The following is a 17,498-nucleotide window of genomic DNA, read 5'->3' on the forward strand; positions in this document are numbered from 1 at the left end:
CGCGGTGTCGGCATTGGTCTTGACGGTGCTGGTCAACTCCTCCATCGAGGCGGCCGTCTCTTCGAGGTTGCTGGCTTGGGACTCGGTGCGCTGGCTCAGGTCGGCGTTGCCGGTGGCGATTTCGGCCGAGCCCGTGGCGATGCTGTCGCTGCTGTGGCGAACCTGGCTGACCACGTCGACCAGGCGGTCGTTCATGTGCTGCAGGGCCAGCAGCAGCGCCGCGGCTTCGTCACGGCCTTCAATGTGGATGGTGGAGGTCAGGTCGCCTCCCGCCACGGTTTCAGCCACGTTGACGGCCTCCTGGATGGGCACCAGGATGGAACGGGTCAGCAGCACGGCAAACAGCAGCCCCAAGCCCATTGCCACCACCATCAGGCTGGAAGTCAGGGTCAGTGCCATGCGGTAGTCATGATCAGCTTGGGTGGTGGCCTGCAGGGCCCCTTTTTCATTCAACTCGATCAGCTTGGTGAGCGAAGCCAGCACCTGCGCAAACACCTGCCCTGTTTCGCCGGTGGCCAAGCTGCGGGCCTGGCGCTCCTCGGCAGCCCCCACCTCGGACAACTGGATTTGCCGGGCGTCCAAGGCAGAAAACTGGCTCCAGAGGGCCTTGGTGTCGTCCCACAGCTTGCGCTCCTCGGGGGAGGAGATCAGCTTTTCATAACTTTCAAACGCCTTGACCGTGCGGACCTTGAGCGCTTGCTCATGCAGGGCCGTCTGCTGCTTCTTGTTGTCTGGCAGCTCTTCGAGCACATGGCGCAAACCAATGCGGCGGACCTCGTTCATGGAGGCGCGCACCTCGCCCAAACTCTTGATGCTGGGCATCCAGTTGGAGCCCAACTCTTGGGCGTTGGCGTTGACGCGCTTGATTTCATAAAGCCCCACACCGCCGACCGTGCAAAGGAACAACAGCAGAAGGCCCAGGCACAAGCCCAAGCGGGCGCCAATTTTGAGTTGTCGAAGAAAGGACATGGGGGTTTTGACGTGGGTTGGGGAGAACACAAGAGACTCAGGGCTCAAGAGAGCCGGGGCCAGACAAGAACTTCAGCCCCCACAAAAAGCCCGGCCTCCCTAAGAAGACCTCGAGCCGGATCAACACACGAATTCAATCGTTTGATGGCCAAAGTGGCTTTTTTCTCGATTGTTTATTTTTGTAGATGATTGTGAAGATTCAGAAAAAATGACACAAGTGGAATCAACGGATTGACCTTTCGCAACCCGGGTCTTTTGAACCCCACCGACCACGAACTCGCCCCCATCAAGCTGGGCATCCCATGGGCCAAAGCATTGCGCAAGCCCATCGCCAAGCGGTGTCGCGCGGCTGCCACAGCCGGTGTGCGCGGCTGAGCTGTCCTAAAATCGGCACCCTGAGCCCAGGCAATGCCCTGCCATGGGTCTCTGGTCCTGGCCCTGACGCAGTTGCCTGGCACAGCCTCCAGGCCCTGCAGCAGGAGGTCTTCAGCGATGGACCTGCCACACCCCCTACTTTGAAAGCCCCCATGTTGCTGGACCCCTTGTTGATCATCGAATTGGCCTTGCTGGGCCTGGGCTCTGGGTTTTTAGCGGGTCTGCTGGGCATTGGTGGCGGCATGCTGATGGTGCCCTTCATCACCTTCATCCTGAGCAAGCAAGGGGTGGCGGCCGACCTGAGCGTGAAGATGGCCATTGCCACTTCGATGGCGACCATCATGTTCACCTCGATCTCCAGCGTGCGTGCCCACCACCGGCGTGGTGCCGTGCGCTGGGACCTGGTCAAAGGCCTGGCCCCCGGCATTGTGCTGGGTGGCGCGGTGGCCAGCCTGGGGGTGTTTGCGCTGCTCAAGGGCAGCTACCTGGCGATCTTTTTTGGTCTGTTTGTGGGCTTCTCGGCCACGCAAATGTTCCTCGACAAGAAGCCGGCTCCGACACGGCAAATGCCCGGGGCTGGAGGCCAACTGGCCGCAGGTGGCGTGATTGGTTTTCTGTCCGGTCTGGTGGGCGCGGGCGGTGGCTTCATCAGCGTGCCCTTCATGACCTGGTGCAACGTGGCCATCCACAACGCCGTGGCGACCTCGGCGGCACTCGGCTTTCCCATCGCCGTGGCCAATGTGGTCGGCTATGCCCTGGCGGGACAATCGGTGGCCGACCTGCCCTCCGCTTCGCTGGGCTACATCTGGTTGCCCGCGCTGGGCGTGATTGCTGCTTGCAGCGTGTTGACCGCGCCACTGGGAGCCAAAGCGGCCCACCAGTTGCCAGTGAAAAAACTCAAGCGGGTGTTTGCCTGCACGCTGTACCTGCTGGCCAGCTACATGCTCTGGAAGGGCTTGAGCAGCTGAGGCCCGGGCGAGCCATCGCCCTGGGCGGCCCAACCGGGTGCGGCGGACTCAGGCCGAGGGCTGCAGAAATGCAGCGAACTTGTCTGGCGACACGCCCGGCGAGCACAGAAAGCCTTGGTACTCATCGCAGCCCAGGCGCTGCAAGGTCGCGCGCTGGGACTCGGTTTCCACGCCTTCGGCAATCACCGACAGCTTGAGCGCACGCGCCATGCTGATCATGGCCACCACGATGGCCGTATCGCTCTCATCCTCGGGCAGGCCGCGCACAAAGGACTGATCAATCTTGAGCTTGTCGATGGGAAACTTCTTCAGGTAGGCCAGGCTGGAGTAGCCCGTGCCGAAGTCATCAATCGCCAAGCGGACCCCCAGGTTGGAGAGGGCTTGCAGGCGCTGCAAAACCTCGTCAGCGTCCTGCACCAGGATGGATTCTGTCAGCTCCAGCTCCAGCATGTCTGCGGGCAAACCAGCCTCGACCAGGGTCTGTGCCACCTTCTGTACAAAGTCAGGCTGGCGGAACTGCAGCGCCGACACGTTGACGGACACCAGCACGGGCGTGCCCGCCTGCTGCCAACAGACGGCTTGCCGCACCGCTTCACGCAGCACCCAGGCGCCGATGTGAACGATGAAGCCGGACTCCTCGGCCAGCGGGATGAACTGGCCTGGCGGCACCGGTCCCCGCTCCTCGTCAGTCCAACGGATCAAGGCCTCGGCGCCCACCAACTGCCCAGTCAACAAGTTGAGCTGGGGTTGGTAGTGCAGCCGGAACTTGCCTTGGTCCAGCGCCTGGCGCATGGCGGTCTCGAGCTTCATGCGCGAGAGCACGTCCACATTCATCTGGGGACGGTAAAACCGGAAGTGCCCGCGTCCCGTGGCCTTGACCTCGTACATGGCGGTGTCGGCCTGCTTGATCAGGTCATCCAAGGTGCTGCCGTCTTGCGGGTACATGGCCACGCCGATGCTGCAACCAATGCTGAAGTTCATGTCGTCCTGCAAGAAGGGACGGGTCAGCTCCTGCAGGATGCGCCCCACGACCAGCTCGGCGCCCTCGGCCTCAACACCATGCAGGTAGACCACAAATTCATCCCCGCCCAGGCGGCACAGGGTGTCCACATCCCGCAAACACGACCGAATGCGGCCCGCGACCTGCACCAGCACCCGGTCGCCAAACTGGTGGCCCAGGGAGTCATTGATGTTCTTGAAACGGTCCAGGTCCAGGAACAGGATGGCAAAGCTGGTGGATTGCCGGCGTGCCATTTGCAAGGCAAAGTCCACCCGCTGCGACAAAAGCAAGCGGTTGGGCAAACCCGTCAGCACGTCGCTGTAAGCCAGTTGCTCGATGCGGTGGCGAGCCGCCCGCTGCTCGGTGAGGTCACGGAAGAACCCGATGCTTTGGCGAACCTGATCCTGCTCATCTCTGAGCACCACCCAGGACAGCTGGACCGGACAGGTGCTGCCATCGTCACGACGCAGCCACACCTCGCCTTCCCAGAAGCCGTGGCGTCGCCAATGGGAACGGATGGTGTCCAACAACTGGTCGTTGTGCGGATCGCTGAACAAGGAACCCGCCACGCGCCCCAACAAGCGGGCAGCCGCCTGGTAGCTCAAGCGCTCACAGGCTGGGTTGACGGCCACCAGAAGCTCGTCGGCCGAGGCGATGAAGGCCGCATCCAGGCTGCACTCAAACACCTTGGCGGCCAGTTTCAGGCCCGCCTCCGCCGCCATTTGATCGGTCACGTCACGGAAGGAAAAGACCCGCCCCACTGGCCGGCCTCGGCTCAGTTGGGGAATGCTGACGCGCTCCAGGACCCGGCCGTTGCGCAATAACAAGGTGTCCGTGCCCTGCATTTCGGGCATGTTGGACAAGACCTCAAGCCGCGCCTCGTAAGCCGCACCATCGACCACGCTGTGCACCAGATGGGCGTGCAACATCGCGTCATCACGGCGGGTTTGCAGACTCTCGGGCAGCCCCCAAACTTGCACAAAACGGCGGTTGAAAGCGCGCACGTCGCCGCGCAGGCTGCAGACCAGAATGCCATCGGCGGTGGAGTCCAGCGTGGCGCGCAACTCGGCGACCAGTTGCTCGAGCTCATTGGCAGCCTGTTGCTCACGGCTGCGGTCCAGCAAGGCAACCAGGTAGGCCGGTCGGCCGTCGGCCAGCACAGCGGGGGTGACGCGCCGCTCCACGGACAGCACTTGGCCGTCGGGTCGGCGAATCAGACTTTGCGACCACAGCTCATCGCTGTGGCCGCTGGCCACTCCGGACCAGAACACCATGTCTTCGGGAGAAACGGCCCACTCAGTGACCTCGCGCCCCAACATCACTTCAGGGGCTATGTCACCCATCAAATGACGGGCTGCTGCGTTCAGTGCGCAGATGGTCAAGCCCTCCGCCTCCACCAGCCAGACTGCCTCCAGCAGCCCATCCAGAGATGGGACTGGGGGCATGGCCGTCACGGCGCGACCCCCGTCTCGACGGGCGCCTCCACAGCGCGCTCAAAAAAGTAACAGATGCGTTGCCGCGGCGAGAGGTAGTCCAGGGCTGCTTTGGGCAATTGGGCGGCTTTCAGACTGCGCTTGATGCCCAGGTCGGGCGTATGCTCCAGATCCAGGATCAAGGCCTCCGAGCGGGGCACTTGAGGGTCGTGCACCAAAATCCGGGGGCGCAGCGGCCGCGAAGAATTGACCGACACCACCAAGGCAAAGCGGTCATTGACCAGTTGCACCACCGAACCGGGTGGATACACCCCCATCATCCGAATGAAAGCGCCCAGCACCGCCGGGTCAAAACGCGCCTTCATCTGCGCAAAGATGACCGACAAGGCCTCGTGCGGCGTCAGGGCAATCGCCATGCGAGCGGGGTTGCAGAGGTTGTCGTAGCGGTTCACCAGGGACACGATCTTGCCGTAGGTCTCCAACCGATCCACTTTGTGGCGCATCGGGAAGCCACTGCCGTCGGCCATCTCATGGTGCTGGGCAATGCCTTTTTGCACCGACGCCGACAGGCCCATGCGCTGGGCAACTTGCACGCTTTGTTCGACGTGCTCCTGGTACATGCGGTATTCGGCGGTGGAGAACTGGTCATCAAAAGCCCGCACGCGCTCGGGCAATTCCTGCTTGCCCAGATCGTGCAGCATGGCCACCAGGCCCAATTCTTTGAGCTCTTGCTCGCCCAGGCCCAAGGACCGGCCCAGCAACAAGGAGATGATCATCACATTGATCGGGTGCGTGGCACTGCGATCGCCGGAGACTTCGGTCAGCAGCCGAATGACCGACTCACCGTTGTCCAACAGCTCGGCAACGCAACCGTTGACCAGGTCCTCGCTTTGTTCGCGGGCCTGGACGGGGCTGGTTCGCACCTGCTCGCCCACCTTGCGGTACTGGCGCGTCGCCTCAAAGAAGCGCCGCTCGCACAGCTCCAGGCTGCGTTCCTGTGAAGCGCGATCAGCCAGACGCTTGCGTCGGGCCAGCTCCAGAGGGCTCAGGGTGATGGTGGGAGGGACTGCAGGGTCCGGGGAAGCCGGTGGCACCACCGTGGTGTCTGCCACAGCCAGGTCTTCAACCTGCACATCGCTGCGTGATGGCACGTAGCGAATTTGGCTCAAGCCCAGCGAACGAACGGTCTGCAACTGCTCATCTGAGCTGATCTTGAAACTGCCCACCGGAAAGGGGTGGTCCATCCAGCCGAGCTCAAGCTGCACAAACATGCCTTTGCGCAGCTGGTGAATATCGATGAGCTTGGTTTGACTTGCTTCCATGGGAGAACCTGACCAAATCTACATGGTCAAATCTCATTATGGCGGTAATTAGCTACAACTTTTACGTATAGAGGATGCACGGCATGGGCATCCTTTAAAAAGCACGGCCCTCTCCGCCCACTTGGGTTCATCGGCACCAGTCGGCCACGCGCTGGGCCATGTCCATCCACAAAGCCCATGCCCCCATCGCGCACAGCAGGAGGCCCGAAGCTCGGGTGCCCCAGTCCTGGCGCCAGGCCTTCACATGCCGCTGCAGCCCACGCCAGGCCCAGGGCCCCAGCAACAAGGAGGCACTGCTGCCCAAGGCAAACAAGGCCATGACCCCCGCACCATCGACCACGCTGCCAGACAAACCAGCCACCAACAGCGCGGAGTAAAGCAGCCCACAGGGCAGCAAGGTCCAAAGCACACCTGTTGCAAAAACACCACTCTGGCGCGTTGCCAAGGGCCCCACCCGTTGCCAGACCGAACGCGCAGCGCCTTGAACCCAAAGCGGTTGCTGCGCATTCAAGAGCAGCATTCCGCCCCACACCAGCACCAGCACATGGAACAAGGTCCAGACCGGGCGCAAGACGGCGGTCTGCGCGCTGAGCCAAGCCAGGCTGTCGACCGCCATGGCCGCCGCTGCGCCAGCCAGTGAGTAACCCACCAAGCGCCCCAACTGAAAAAGCAACTCACGCCCCGTGGGCCAGACCTGCTGTGAAGCCTTGGGCAGATGGTCCACACGGGCTTCAGGGCTGGCTCCGGTGTCTGACACGATGGGAATGAAGGACTTGGCTGGCTTGGGGCTGGCACGCCCCAAAGCCGCACAGGCAGCGCCGCACATGGCCACGCAATGGGGGCCACCCGCCAAGCCCATCAACAAGCCTGTCCATGCCAATGTACTCACCCAGGTCTCCTAGCCAACGCGCATGCCCCAGAGCGCGGGGTCAAGCACCCGCCCGATCGGACCGAGGGGCGTTCGCGCCACCCGCCCCAGCCAGCGCCTGCAAAACAAGCACTGCAAGCCTCAGATGATGCGCGAAAAGCGGGCCCGGGTGCGGTCAGCTTGCAAATAGCGGTCGAACACCATGGCCACCGCACGAATGAAGTACCACCCATTGGCTGTGACTTCGATGCCGGTCTCGTCCAAGGTCAAAAGACCATCGCGGGCCAGGTCGGCCAACAGCGACATCTCATTGGCAAAGTAAGTGCGGAAGTCGATCAACCAAGCCAGGTCAATGGACTCATACACCACACGGCCCTGGCACATCAAGGCCATGATCACCGACCGGCGCACCAGGTCGTCGCGCGACAGCGCCAAGCCCCGCACCACCGGCAGACGCCCCTGATTGAGGTAGTCGTAGTAGTCGTCCAGCGTTTTGGCGTTCTGGCTGTAGGTGGAGCCCACGCGGCCAATGGCCGATACGCCCAAACCAATCAGATCGCAATCGGGCTGGGTGCTGTAGCCCTGGAAGTTGCGGTGCAAACGCCCTTGGCGCTTGGCCACTGCCAGCGAGTCGTTGGGCAAGGCGAAATGGTCCATGCCCACGTACACATAGCCCGCGCTGATGAAGGCCGACAGCGAGCGCGACAACATCGACACCTTGGCGGCGGCCCCCGGCAACTCGGCCGAGACAATGCGACGCTGAGGCTTGAAGCGCTCAGGCAGGTGCGCGTAGGCGTAAAGCGCGATGCGGTCGGGGCGCAATTGGGCCACTTGGGCCAAGGTCCGGTCGAAGGATTCGGGGGTTTGGCGCGGCAGGCCGTAGATCAGGTCCACATTGATGGACTCAAAGCCCAGGCGACGCGCCTCGGCCACCAGATCAAACACCTGCTCCGCAGGCTGCACACGGTGCACCGCTTTTTGCACGGCGGGGTCAAAGTCCTGCACACCAAAGCTCAAACGATTGAAGCCCAGTTGCGCCAGAAACGCCAGACGCTCCGAGGTGACCGTGCGCGGATCGACCTCAATCGAGTACTCCCCCCCTGGCGCCAAGGCAAAGTTGCGGCGCAAAATGCCCATGAGCTCACTCAGGCGCTCATCGGACAAGAAGGTGGGGCTGCCGCCGCCCAAGTGCAGCTGACTGACGGCTTGACCGGCCCCGATCTGCTGCACGTGCAGGTCGATTTCGCGGCTCAGATATCGCAGGTACTCGTCGGCGCGCTCAGGGTGCTTGGTGATGATCTTGTTGCAGGCACAGTAGTAGCAAAGCGATTCGCAGAAGGGAATGTGCACATACAAAGACAAAGGCAAGACCAAAGCCGCAGCGCCTCCGCCTCGGCGCTGGTTCAGGGCCTGACGGTAATCTGCTTCGGTGTAAGCCTCAACAAAGCGGTCGGCCGTAGGATACGAGGTGTAACGTGGTCCAGGCACATCAAATCGACGAAGCAGGTCTGGCGAAACGACATTCATCTGGCATTTTTCCTTCTAGTGCCTCCACTGTGCCTTGACCACAAAAACAGGGCTTGATCTGGATCAAGCTCCCAAGCGAACCCTCGCCTCACAATTTGAGACACATCAGGAGGCGCCATGTTTGACACAGCTGTAACGTCTGAAGCTGCAAAACCGCTAAGCTCTGACCTTGACTTTTCCACTCGGCGAATGAACCCACAAACTATCAAAGTTGCCTGCTCGAACTGCAATCTGCGCGAGCTGTGCATGCCCATGGGCCTCAAGCCCGAAGAACTCGAACGCATTGATGAGGTGGTGGCCGTGCGCCGCAAGGTCAAGCGTGGAGCGACCTTGTTCCGCAATGGTGAAAAATTCACCTCGCTCTACGCGATTCGCACAGGTTTCTTCAAGACCTGTGTTGCCACCGAAGACGGCCGCGACCAAGTCACGGGCTTCCAAATGGCCGGCGAAATCATCGGCTTGGACGGCATTGTTCAAGACCACCACACCTGCGATGCGGTCGCTCTGGAGGATGCGGAAGTGTGTGTCATGCCCTTCGATCGCATCGAAGAGCTGTCACGCGAAGTGACCGCCCTGCAGCACCATGTGCACAAAATCATGAGCCGTGAAATCGTGCGCGAACACGGTGTGATGCTGTTGCTGGGCAGCATGCGGGCCGAGGAGCGCTTGGCCGCCTTCTTGCTGAACCTGGTGCAGCGACTGCACGCACGCGGCTTCTCGCAGTCGGAGCTGGTGCTGCGCATGACGCGCGAGGAAATCGGCAGCTACCTGGGCCTGAAGCTGGAGACGGTGAGCCGGACCTTCTCGAAATTTGTCGACGAGAACATCGTCGAAGTGAAGCAGCGCCACGTGCGTATCCTCGACACCGACGCACTCAAGCGCATCGTGAACTCGCAGACCTGTCAGTGATCTGCTCAGTCAGGGCCTAGGACCTGCACTGCAGGCCCCGCAAAAAAGGGCAGTCGACGCCAAGTCGCTGCCCTTTGCTCATTCATGGGCCCCTCAGGCCTGGGTGTCTGAAGGACGGAAACCTGGCCCCTGCGCCATGCAAGGACCCCACCCCGCCGATGTGGCCAGCCAAAGACTCACTTGGGGCAGGCTTCAGGGCGGCCCGCCAGCGGCAGCGGGCATTGATTGACGTCCACAGGGGAGCGTGCAAGCACCGTGGTCAAGCCACTGGACACCATCGCGCAAAGCCAAAAGGCAAAGAAAGACAGGGTGTAGACGCCTTGACGCGACAAGCTCAAGGGGTGCCCCAGCCAGGTCAGATCGCTGGGATCGACCACGGCGAACACCAGCATTTCAAGCACACCGGCCACCAAAAAGGCGGGCCAAACAATCCACATGAGGCGTTGACTCAGCATGGCGTATCTCCTTGTTGTGTCAGCCCATCCTAGTCGCCCAGGGCAGGAAAGTTAAGCGTTCAACGCTTGGGTTCGGGAATGTCCTGAGCCGGGGTGGCGGCGTGGTTGCGCCCCTGCAAGGCAGGCAGCATGGCTTTGGGCGCCACATCGGGCAGGCTGCGGTTGATTTCGATGCCGCGCTTGTAATAGTCGTCGGCCACCACCGGGTCGGGCATGCGAATCGCCAGCCACAGGGTGACGAAGCCCGCCACCACGACCACCGCAGGGCCTGAGATGAGCAACCAGACATGGCCGAAACGCCACCAGGGGCGCGGGGACGTGGCCGCTTTCGCAGCCGGGTGTTGCGGGGTGTTCATTGTTCTATCCTTCAACGGGGAACCAGAAATACAGACTTCTCAGATACATGGGCCTGGCCTTGCAGGTCAGCCACACCAAAGTACACCGGATGAGAGCCTTCGGACGCAGATCCGTAAGCAATTTGCAGGCGCACCGGCACCCAACGCGATTCGGCCGGCCCCACATCGAACTGCTGCTCGGACACCACCTCCAAGCCCTCCAGCCCAGAGGCTGTGATGCGGTAGGACTGGGTCTTTTCGGTGGCGTTCATGACCTGCAGTCGGTAAACGTTCTCCAGCTTGCCACCGGCCACGATGCGCGACAAAGCGGCGCGGTCACGCACCACATCCACCTTGAGCGGGGTGCGCAACACCAGGCTGACCAGCATGCCCACGGTCAGCAACAGCAACACCGTGCCATACAGCAGGGTGCGCGGGCGGAACACGCGCTTGATGATTTCAGGGCGCCCCCACTTCTGGGTCACCGCGTTCTGGGTGGAATAACGAATCAAACCCCGGGGGTAGTTCATTTTGTCCATCACCGTGTCGCACACGTCGACACAGGCGCCGCAACCGATGCATTCGTACTGCAGTCCCTCTCGGATATCAATGCCGGTGGGGCACACCTGCACACACAGACTGCAATCCACACAGGACCCCAAGCCCAGTTGGGCGGGATCGGCCTTGCGTGAGCGCGAGCCACGCGGGTCGCCTCGCGCCTCGTCGTAGGTGACGATCAAGGTGTCCTTGTCGAACATGGCGCTTTGGAAACGCGCATAGGGGCACATGTACTTGCAGACCTGCTCACGCATGAAGCCGGCGTTGCCATAGGTGGCGAAACCATAGAACAAGACCCAGAACAGCTCCCAGCCACCCATGTGGGTTTGCAAAAAGGCCATGCCCAAGTCCCGAACCGGCGAGAAGTAGCCCACAAAGGTGAAGCCGGTCCAAACTGACAAGGTCAGCCACACAATGTGCTTGAAGCTGCGTTTGACCAGCTTTTCCAGCGACATGGGCGCCCCGTCCAAACGCAAACGCGCTTGCCGGTCGCCTTCTATGTGGTGTTCGATCCAGAGAAAAATCTCGGTGTAGACGGTTTGCGGACAGGCATAACCGCACCACAAACGCCCAGCCACCGCGGTGAACAAAAACAGCGCCAAAGCCGAAATGACCAGCAAGCCCGTCAGGTAGATGAAGTCCTGCGGGTAGAGCACCAGGCCAAAGATGTAGAAGCGCCGCGCCTCCAGGTCAAACAGCACGGCTTGACGCTGCCCCCACTCCAGCCAGGGCAGGCCATAAAAAATCAGTTGGGTGAAGATCACCAGCGCCCAGCGCCATTTGGAGAAAAAGCCGCTGACCGAACGGGGGTGGATCTTCTGCTGCGCTGCGTAGAGCGACACCATGTCCGGCTCATCGTCGGCCACAGGCACGATGGGAATGACTTTCCGGCTGTCAGTCGATGTGGGTTCCAAGCTGCTGTCCCCGCTGAATATCTGGCACTGCGAACACGATTGAAAAAGAAAAAGCCGTCCGGACGTCAATCAGCGCCCGGACGGATTCAGGCGCAAGCCTTACTGGGCACGCTTGGCGGGTGCCTGGTTGTTGGACAAGCCCCACACATAGGATGCCAGCACATGGATTTGTGCAGCCGTCAGCTTTTCAGCCTGGGCCGGCATCTGGTTGGTCTTGCCGTTGTTGATGATGTTGATGATCGCCGCCTCACCCCAACCATGCAGCCAGATGTCGTCGGTCAGGTTGGCCGAGCCCAAGGCCTGGTTGCCCTTGCCGTCCGCACCGTGGCAGGCAGCGCAAGCACCAAACTTGGCCTTGCCCAAGGAAGCGCGCAGCGAGTCGTGCGGGCTGCCCGACAGGCTCAGCACGTAGTTGGCGACGTTCTTCACATCGTCAGCCGTGCCCACCGCTGCGGCCATTGGAGGCATGTTGCCCATGCGGCCTGCCGTCAAGGTCTCAGTGATCTTCTCGGGCGTACCGCCATGCAGCCAATCGCCATCGGTCAGGTTCGGGAAGCCCTTGCTGCCGCGTGCGTCAGAGCCGTGGCATTGAGCGCAGTTGTTCATGAACAGGCGCTCACCAATGGCGGTGGCTTGCGGGTCCTTGGAGACCTCTTCCACCTTCATGCCCGTGAAACGCGCATAGAGGGGCTCGAGCTCTTGGTTGGCCTTGGCGATTTCCTTGTCGTACTCGCCGCTGGTCGACCAGCCCAGCTTGCCGGCAAAGTTGCCCAGGCCTGGGTAGAAGGCCAGGTAGCTCAGACCAAAAATCACCGTGATGATGAACAGCCCCACCCACCACAGGGGCAGTGGGTTGTTCATTTCGGTAAGGTCGCCGTCCCAGACGTGGCCCGTGGTGTTGTCGCTTGTGGCGACGACCTTCTTGCGGGACGCGATCCACAACAGCAGCAAGCAGGCAATGATGCCCCCGAGCGTGATGGCGGTGACGTATACCGACCAGAAGTTGCTTGTGAAGTCACTCATGGTGCTCTCTCGTTCTGTGTTCAGTCTTGTTCAAAAGGAAGCTGGGCAGCCTCCTGGAAACCAGCCGCATTGCGACGCGAGAATGCCCAAGCGATGATGCCGATGAAGGTCACAAAGCAGGCCAACGTCGCCACGACGCGAAGGGTGGTGATGTCCATGGCAGCTCCTTACTTGAGCGCACGGCCCAGGGATTGCAGGTAGGCGACCAGAGCGTCTTGCTCGGTCTTGCCCTTGACCTCATCAGCACCTTGAGCAATTTGCTCGTCGGTGTAAGGCACGCCCACAGTGCGCAGGGCCTTCATGCGAGGCGCCACCACGGAGGGATCCACCACCGCCTTGTCCAGCCAGGAATAGGCCGGCATGTTGGACTCGGGCACCACGTCACGCGGGTTGTTCAAGTGGATGCGATGCCATTCATCGCTGTACTTGCCACCTACACGGTGCAGGTCAGGACCGGTGCGCTTGCTGCCCCATTGGAAGGGGTGGTCGTACACGAACTCACCCGCCACCGAGTAATGGCCATAGCGCAGGGTTTCAGCGCGGAAGGGACGAATCATCTGCGAATGGCAGTTGTAGCAACCCTCGCGGATATAGACGTCGCGGCCCACCAATTGCAGCGCGGTGTAGGGCTGCACGCCCTTGACGGGCTCGGTGGTGGACTTTTGAAAGAACAGCGGCACGATTTCCACCATGCCACCCACCGCGATCACCAGCAAGATCAAAACGATCATCAGGAAGTTGCTGGTTTCAATCTTCTCGTGAGAGAAGGTGCTGGGCGTGTTGTTGTGTTGACTCATGGTTTCTCTCCTCAAGCGTGGGCCGTCACTGCGGGCACAGCCGTGTCCACCGAGCGACCCGAGATGGCCGTCATCCAGACGTTCCAGGCCATGACGATCATGCCGCCGAGGTACAGCAAGCCACCCGCCACACGGATCACATAGAACGGGAAGGTCGCCTTCACGCTTTCGACAAAGGTGTAGGTCAGGGTGCCGTCGGGGTTGATGGCACGCCACATCAGACCTTGCATCACACCGGCAATCCACATCGCAGCGATGTACAGCACGATGCCGATGGTGGCCGTCCAGAAGTGGACTTCAATGGCCTTGACCGAGTACATGGACTTCTGACCGAACAGGCGCGGCACCAGGTAGTACAGCGAACCCATGGAGATCAGACCCACCCAGCCCAGGGCGCCCGAGTGCACGTGGCCCACGGTCCAGTCGGTGTAATGGCTCAGGGCGTTGACGGTCTTGATGGACATCATCGGGCCCTCGAAGGTGCTCATGCCGTAGAAGGACAGGGACACGATCAGGAAACGCAGCACGGGGTCGTCACGCAGCTTGTGCCAGGCGCCCGACAGGGTCATGATGCCGTTGATCATGCCGCCCCAGCTGGGGGCCAGGAGGATCAGCGAGAAGACCATGCCCACGGACTGGGTCCAGTCCGGCAACGCGGTGTAGTGCAGGTGGTGAGGACCCGCCCACATGTAGGTGAAGATCAGCGCCCAGAAGTGGACGATGGACAGGCGGTATGAGTACACCGGACGGCCTGCCTGCTTGGGGATGAAGTAGTACATCATGCCCAGGAAGCCTGCGGTCAAGAAGAAGCCCACCGCGTTGTGGCCGTACCACCACTGCACCATGGCGTCCTGCACACCGGCGTAAGCCGAGTAGGACTTCATGAAGCCGGCCGGCACTTCAGCGCTGTTGACCAGGTGAAGAATTGCCACCGCCAGGATGAAGGCGCCGTAGAACCAGTTGGCCACATAGATGTGCTTGACCTTGCGCGTGCCGACCGTGCCAAAGAACACGATGGTATACGAGACCCAGACCAGGGTGATCAGGATGTCGATGGGCCATTCGAGCTCAGCGTATTCCTTGCCCGTGGTGTAACCCAGCGGCAGGCTGATCGCCGCTGCCAAAATCACCAGCTGCCAACCCCAGAAGGTGAAGGCCGCCAGGGGCGCTGCGAACAGCCGGGTCTGGCATGTGCGCTGCACCACGTAATAGCTGGTCGCGAACAGCGCACAGCCACCAAAGGCAAAGATCACGGCATTCGTGTGCAGCGGACGCAAGCGCCCGTAGCTGAGCCATGGAATGCCAAAGTTGAGTTCGGGCCAAGCCAGTTGGGACGCGATGACCACGCCGACCAACATACCGACCACCCCCCACACCACCGCCATGATTGAGAACTGCCTGACGACGGTGTCGTTGTACAGGGCAGCTTGTGTATTGGATGATTTCATCGATTACCTCTAAGTTGCTATCCGAGTGTCAGAGTGAAAGCGCACAGACGCATTGACGCACGTCAATCGTTCCTGAGAATGCGCTCGCCCTCTTGCTCCACCCCCTCAAATTGCCCGTGGTAAATGGACCACCACAAGCCCCCCAAAATCAACAACACGAGAGCGACCGAGAGGGGAATCAGCAGAAAAAGAATGTCCATCAGGTGCTCCGCAAAGACGGAAAAGCCAGCGACAGGCGGGCTGCATTGAGCACCACCCACAAAGAACTCATGGCCATGCCCAAACCAGCCAACCAAGCAGGCAACAGGCCCATGACGGCCAGCGGCACACACACCGCGTTGTAGGCCGCAGCCCAGCACAGGTTTTGCCGCACCACCGACAGGGTGCGGCGCGCCAGGGCGATGGTCTCGGGGATGCGCGTCAGCTGCCCCCCCATGACCACAAAATCAGAACGCGAGCGGGCCAGCGGCACCGCCTGGCCAAAGGCAAAGGAGACATGGGCGCCCGCCAGCACAGGCCCGTCATTGAGGCCATCCCCCACCATGGCTACCTGGTGCCCGGATTGCTGGGCCATGCGCAAGCGGTCCAACTTGTCGGCGGGGGTGCAGCCCCCCGACACCTGTTCGATGCCCAAGGCCGTCCCAACACGCTGCGCGGCGGCTTGGCGGTCTCCGGAAAGCAAGGCCACCGACACCCCCAGGTCCTTCAGCCCCTGAATCGCCGCCAAGGCATCAGCGCGCACGTCTTCTTGCAAATCGAAGCTGGCCAACCAGCCTTCGTCATCCGCCAGATGAACCTGGGCCGAGGCCTGCGACTGAGCCCCACCCGCCACATCCTCCGGCAGGTGACACCAGCGCGCCGACCCCAGACGCAAGCGGTGGACCTGGGCGTCAGGCCCCTGCCAGTCGCCCTCCAGCCCTTGGCCGGGGACTTCATGCACAGCGCGCAACCCGACCCCAGACGCTGTGGCTTGACGCTGCAAGGCACGCGACACCGGGTGCAAGGAGTGAGACGCCAGGGCGCTGGCCAGGGAGCGCGCACGATCAACATCGAATCCCTCACGAACGCGCCAGCCGGTCACTGCCATGCCGTCCTGGGTGAGCGTCCCGGTCTTGTCAAAGACCACCTGGTCCACCGCGGCCAAAGCCTCCAGGCCCTGCAGGTTGCGCACCAGCACACCGCGGCGCGCCAGCGCACCCGCCGCCGCCAACATGGCCGCAGGCGTGGCCAGCGACAAGGCACAAGGGCAGGTCACAATCAGCACCGCCACCGCCACCATCAGGGCCCGCCCCGGGTCCACGGACCACCAATAGGCAGCGGCCAAACCGGCTGCCACCAGAACCGACAGCAAAAAAGGACGCGCCCAGCGATCGGCCAAGACCGCCAGGCGCGGCTTGTCCATCGAGGCCCGCTCCATCAACGCGACGATCTCAGCAAAGCGGGTTGACGCGCCCAGTCGCTGCACCAGGACCAGCACGGGGGCGGTCAAGTTGTGGCTGCCGGCCGTGACCACGCTGCCCAGACCATGCCAAACTGGGCTGGATTCACCGGTCAGCAAGGCCTCATCGACCTGGGTCTGCCCCTCAATGACCTCGCCGTCCGCAGGGAAGCCCTCGCCCGGCAGCACCCGGACCACATCCCCCAAGACAAGACGACGCACCGCCACGCGCTCAAAGGAGCCGTCGGCCTGCCGCCGCTCGACGCTGTCGGGCATGCGGTTCATCAAGGCCTCCAGCGCGCCAGCCGTGCGGTCACGCAGGCGCAACTCAAACCAGCGCCCCGTCAGCAGGAAAAACACAAACATGGTCAACGAGTCGTAGTAGACCTCGTGACCCAAGATGCCCGCCGGGTCGAAGGTGGCGCCTGAGCTGACCACAAAAGTCACCGCCATGCCCAAGGCCACAGGCAGATCCATGCTGATGCGGCGCTGGCGCACGTCCCGCCAGGCGCTGGCGAAGAAGGGGCTGCAGGCAAAGATCATGACAGGCAGTGTCAAAACCCAGGAGGCCCAGCGCAGCAACTGCGCCATGTCCTCGGTCATGTCCCCCGGGGTGGAGACATAGGCCGGCCACGCGTACATCATGACCTGCATCATGCAAAAGCCTGCGACGCCCATGCGCCACAAAGCGCGGCGTTGCTCGCGCTGGCGCAGCTCGGCATGGAAGGCATCCCGTGCAGGCAACGCCTGGTAACCAGCCGCCTCCACGGCGCGGACCCAGGCCGACGGCAAGACATGGTCGGGGTGCCACACCACGCGGGCCCGCCGCGTGGCCGCGTTGACCTGGGCATCCGTGACGCCTGGCACCTCCAGCAAAGCCTGCTCGATGGTCAAGGCACAAGCGGCACAGTGCATGCCTTCCAGCACCACCTGCGATTCCCAAGGCCCAGCCCGCAAAGCCGAGTCGGCAGACACGGCATCCAGGGGGCCATCGGCTGACACGGGATGACCAAAAAAAGTCCACTCCTGCGGATCGTCCAGCAGGCTCAAACGCTCTGCGGCCTTGCTCACGGCGGGATCCGACGCAGCCGACGGCGCCAGCAAATCCGCATGACCGATGGACAAAGAAGGTGCAGGGTTCATGGTCGTGAGCCTAACC

Annotated in this window: 16 protein-coding genes; 2 read left to right on the forward strand and 14 right to left on the reverse strand. The window is 62.0% G+C overall.

Going from position 1 to position 17,498, the window contains the following annotated elements:
• A partial coding sequence (locus PSQ39_RS11620; RefSeq protein ID WP_273926959.1) for an MCP four helix bundle domain-containing protein occupies positions 1-969 on the reverse strand: 969 nt, incomplete at its 3' end.
• A gap of 527 nt (positions 970-1,496) precedes the next feature.
• Here PSQ39_RS11620 and PSQ39_RS11625 point away from each other — a divergent pair.
• On the forward strand, positions 1,497-2,312 hold the full coding sequence (locus PSQ39_RS11625) for a sulfite exporter TauE/SafE family protein (protein ID WP_273926960.1): 816 nt from the start codon (positions 1,497-1,499) through the stop codon (positions 2,310-2,312).
• Positions 2,313-2,360: 48 nt separating this feature from the next.
• Here the strand turns inward: PSQ39_RS11625 and PSQ39_RS11630 are convergent, their stop codons facing one another.
• From PSQ39_RS11630 to hemN, 4 genes are all read right to left on the reverse strand, one after another.
• Entirely contained in the window at positions 2,361-4,655 is a 2,295-nt protein-coding gene (locus PSQ39_RS11630) for a putative bifunctional diguanylate cyclase/phosphodiesterase (RefSeq protein WP_273926961.1), read from the reverse strand.
• Positions 4,656-4,762: 107 nt separating this feature from the next.
• Positions 4,763-6,067, reverse strand: coding sequence for an HD-GYP domain-containing protein (locus PSQ39_RS11635; protein ID WP_273926962.1), 1,305 nt, complete (start codon positions 6,065-6,067; stop codon positions 4,763-4,765).
• Positions 6,068-6,194: 127 nt separating this feature from the next.
• Positions 6,195-6,956 carry a sulfite exporter TauE/SafE family protein gene (locus PSQ39_RS11640; protein ID WP_273926963.1) on the reverse strand — a complete coding sequence of 254 codons (762 nt, stop codon included), beginning with the start codon at positions 6,954-6,956 and terminating at the stop codon, positions 6,195-6,197.
• Between the two features lie 120 nt (positions 6,957-7,076).
• Entirely contained in the window at positions 7,077-8,462 is a 1,386-nt protein-coding gene (hemN, locus tag PSQ39_RS11645) for an oxygen-independent coproporphyrinogen III oxidase (protein WP_273926964.1), read from the reverse strand.
• Between the two features lie 189 nt (positions 8,463-8,651).
• On the opposite strand from hemN, the gene fnr reads away from it, so the two are divergent.
• Positions 8,652-9,371, forward strand: coding sequence for a fumarate/nitrate reduction transcriptional regulator Fnr (fnr, locus tag PSQ39_RS11650; protein ID WP_273926965.1), 720 nt, complete (start codon positions 8,652-8,654; stop codon positions 9,369-9,371).
• A gap of 176 nt (positions 9,372-9,547) precedes the next feature.
• Here fnr and PSQ39_RS11655 read toward each other — a convergent pair whose 3' ends face one another.
• The 9 genes from PSQ39_RS11655 to PSQ39_RS11695 all read right to left on the reverse strand — a co-directional run bounded on the left by PSQ39_RS11655 (position 9,548) and on the right by PSQ39_RS11695 (position 17,482).
• Entirely contained in the window at positions 9,548-9,826 is a 279-nt protein-coding gene (locus PSQ39_RS11655; RefSeq protein ID WP_273926966.1) for a hypothetical protein, read from the reverse strand.
• Between the two features lie 59 nt (positions 9,827-9,885).
• On the reverse strand, positions 9,886-10,182 hold the full coding sequence (locus tag PSQ39_RS11660) for a FixH family protein (protein WP_273926967.1): 297 nt from the start codon (positions 10,180-10,182) through the stop codon (positions 9,886-9,888).
• Between the two features lie 11 nt (positions 10,183-10,193).
• Entirely contained in the window at positions 10,194-11,633 is a 1,440-nt protein-coding gene (gene ccoG, locus PSQ39_RS11665; protein WP_273926969.1) for a cytochrome c oxidase accessory protein CcoG, read from the reverse strand.
• A 99-nt stretch (positions 11,634-11,732) separates the two neighbouring features.
• Positions 11,733-12,656: a cytochrome-c oxidase, cbb3-type subunit III gene (gene ccoP, locus PSQ39_RS11670; RefSeq protein WP_273926970.1), complete on the reverse strand. Its 924-nt coding sequence runs from the start codon at positions 12,654-12,656 to the stop codon at positions 11,733-11,735.
• Positions 12,657-12,676: 20 nt separating this feature from the next.
• Positions 12,677-12,814, reverse strand: coding sequence for a cbb3-type cytochrome oxidase subunit 3 (locus PSQ39_RS11675; protein WP_273926971.1), 138 nt, complete (start codon positions 12,812-12,814; stop codon positions 12,677-12,679).
• A 9-nt stretch (positions 12,815-12,823) separates the two neighbouring features.
• On the reverse strand, positions 12,824-13,453 hold the full coding sequence (ccoO, locus tag PSQ39_RS11680) for a cytochrome-c oxidase, cbb3-type subunit II (RefSeq protein ID WP_273926972.1): 630 nt from the start codon (positions 13,451-13,453) through the stop codon (positions 12,824-12,826).
• Positions 13,454-13,464: 11 nt separating this feature from the next.
• On the reverse strand, positions 13,465-14,901 hold the full coding sequence (gene ccoN / locus PSQ39_RS11685) for a cytochrome-c oxidase, cbb3-type subunit I (RefSeq protein ID WP_273926973.1): 1,437 nt from the start codon (positions 14,899-14,901) through the stop codon (positions 13,465-13,467).
• Between the two features lie 62 nt (positions 14,902-14,963).
• Positions 14,964-15,101: a cbb3-type cytochrome oxidase assembly protein CcoS gene (gene ccoS / locus PSQ39_RS11690; protein WP_273926974.1), complete on the reverse strand. Its 138-nt coding sequence runs from the start codon at positions 15,099-15,101 to the stop codon at positions 14,964-14,966.
• Positions 15,101-17,482, reverse strand: a complete 2,382-nt coding sequence (locus PSQ39_RS11695; protein WP_273926975.1) for a heavy metal translocating P-type ATPase — start codon at positions 17,480-17,482, stop codon at positions 15,101-15,103. Before PSQ39_RS11695 ends, ccoS begins: the two co-directional genes overlap by 1 nt.
• Positions 17,483-17,498: the final 16 nt, after the last annotated feature.

This window comes from Curvibacter microcysteis (genome assembly GCF_028649455.1).
In the GTDB taxonomy this organism is placed as follows: Bacteria; Pseudomonadota; Gammaproteobacteria; order Burkholderiales; family Burkholderiaceae_C; genus Curvibacter; species Curvibacter microcysteis.

Excerpts from the sequence above, each read along its gene's own strand:
- ccoP (WP_273926970.1), bottom strand. The coding sequence starts at position 12,656 with ATGAGTGACTTCACAAGCAACTTCTGGTCGGTATACGTCACCGCCATC.
- PSQ39_RS11695 (WP_273926975.1), bottom strand. The coding sequence starts at position 17,482 with ATGAACCCTGCACCTTCTTTGTCCATCGGTCATGCGGATTTGCTGGCG.
- ccoS (WP_273926974.1), bottom strand. The coding sequence starts at position 15,101 with ATGGACATTCTTTTTCTGCTGATTCCCCTCTCGGTCGCTCTCGTGTTG.
- ccoO (WP_273926972.1), bottom strand. The coding sequence starts at position 13,453 with ATGAGTCAACACAACAACACGCCCAGCACCTTCTCTCACGAGAAGATT.
- hemN (WP_273926964.1), bottom strand. The coding sequence starts at position 8,462 with ATGAATGTCGTTTCGCCAGACCTGCTTCGTCGATTTGATGTGCCTGGA.
- ccoN (WP_273926973.1), bottom strand. The coding sequence starts at position 14,901 with ATGAAATCATCCAATACACAAGCTGCCCTGTACAACGACACCGTCGTC.
- PSQ39_RS11660 (WP_273926967.1), bottom strand. The coding sequence starts at position 10,182 with ATGAACACCCCGCAACACCCGGCTGCGAAAGCGGCCACGTCCCCGCGC.
- PSQ39_RS11625 (WP_273926960.1), top strand. The coding sequence starts at position 1,497 with ATGTTGCTGGACCCCTTGTTGATCATCGAATTGGCCTTGCTGGGCCTG.
- fnr (WP_273926965.1), top strand. The coding sequence starts at position 8,652 with ATGAACCCACAAACTATCAAAGTTGCCTGCTCGAACTGCAATCTGCGC.
- PSQ39_RS11630 (WP_273926961.1), bottom strand. The coding sequence starts at position 4,655 with ATGGGTGACATAGCCCCTGAAGTGATGTTGGGGCGCGAGGTCACTGAG.
- PSQ39_RS11635 (WP_273926962.1), bottom strand. The coding sequence starts at position 6,067 with ATGGAAGCAAGTCAAACCAAGCTCATCGATATTCACCAGCTGCGCAAA.
- PSQ39_RS11655 (WP_273926966.1), bottom strand. The coding sequence starts at position 9,826 with ATGCTGAGTCAACGCCTCATGTGGATTGTTTGGCCCGCCTTTTTGGTG.
- PSQ39_RS11675 (WP_273926971.1), bottom strand. The coding sequence starts at position 12,814 with ATGGACATCACCACCCTTCGCGTCGTGGCGACGTTGGCCTGCTTTGTG.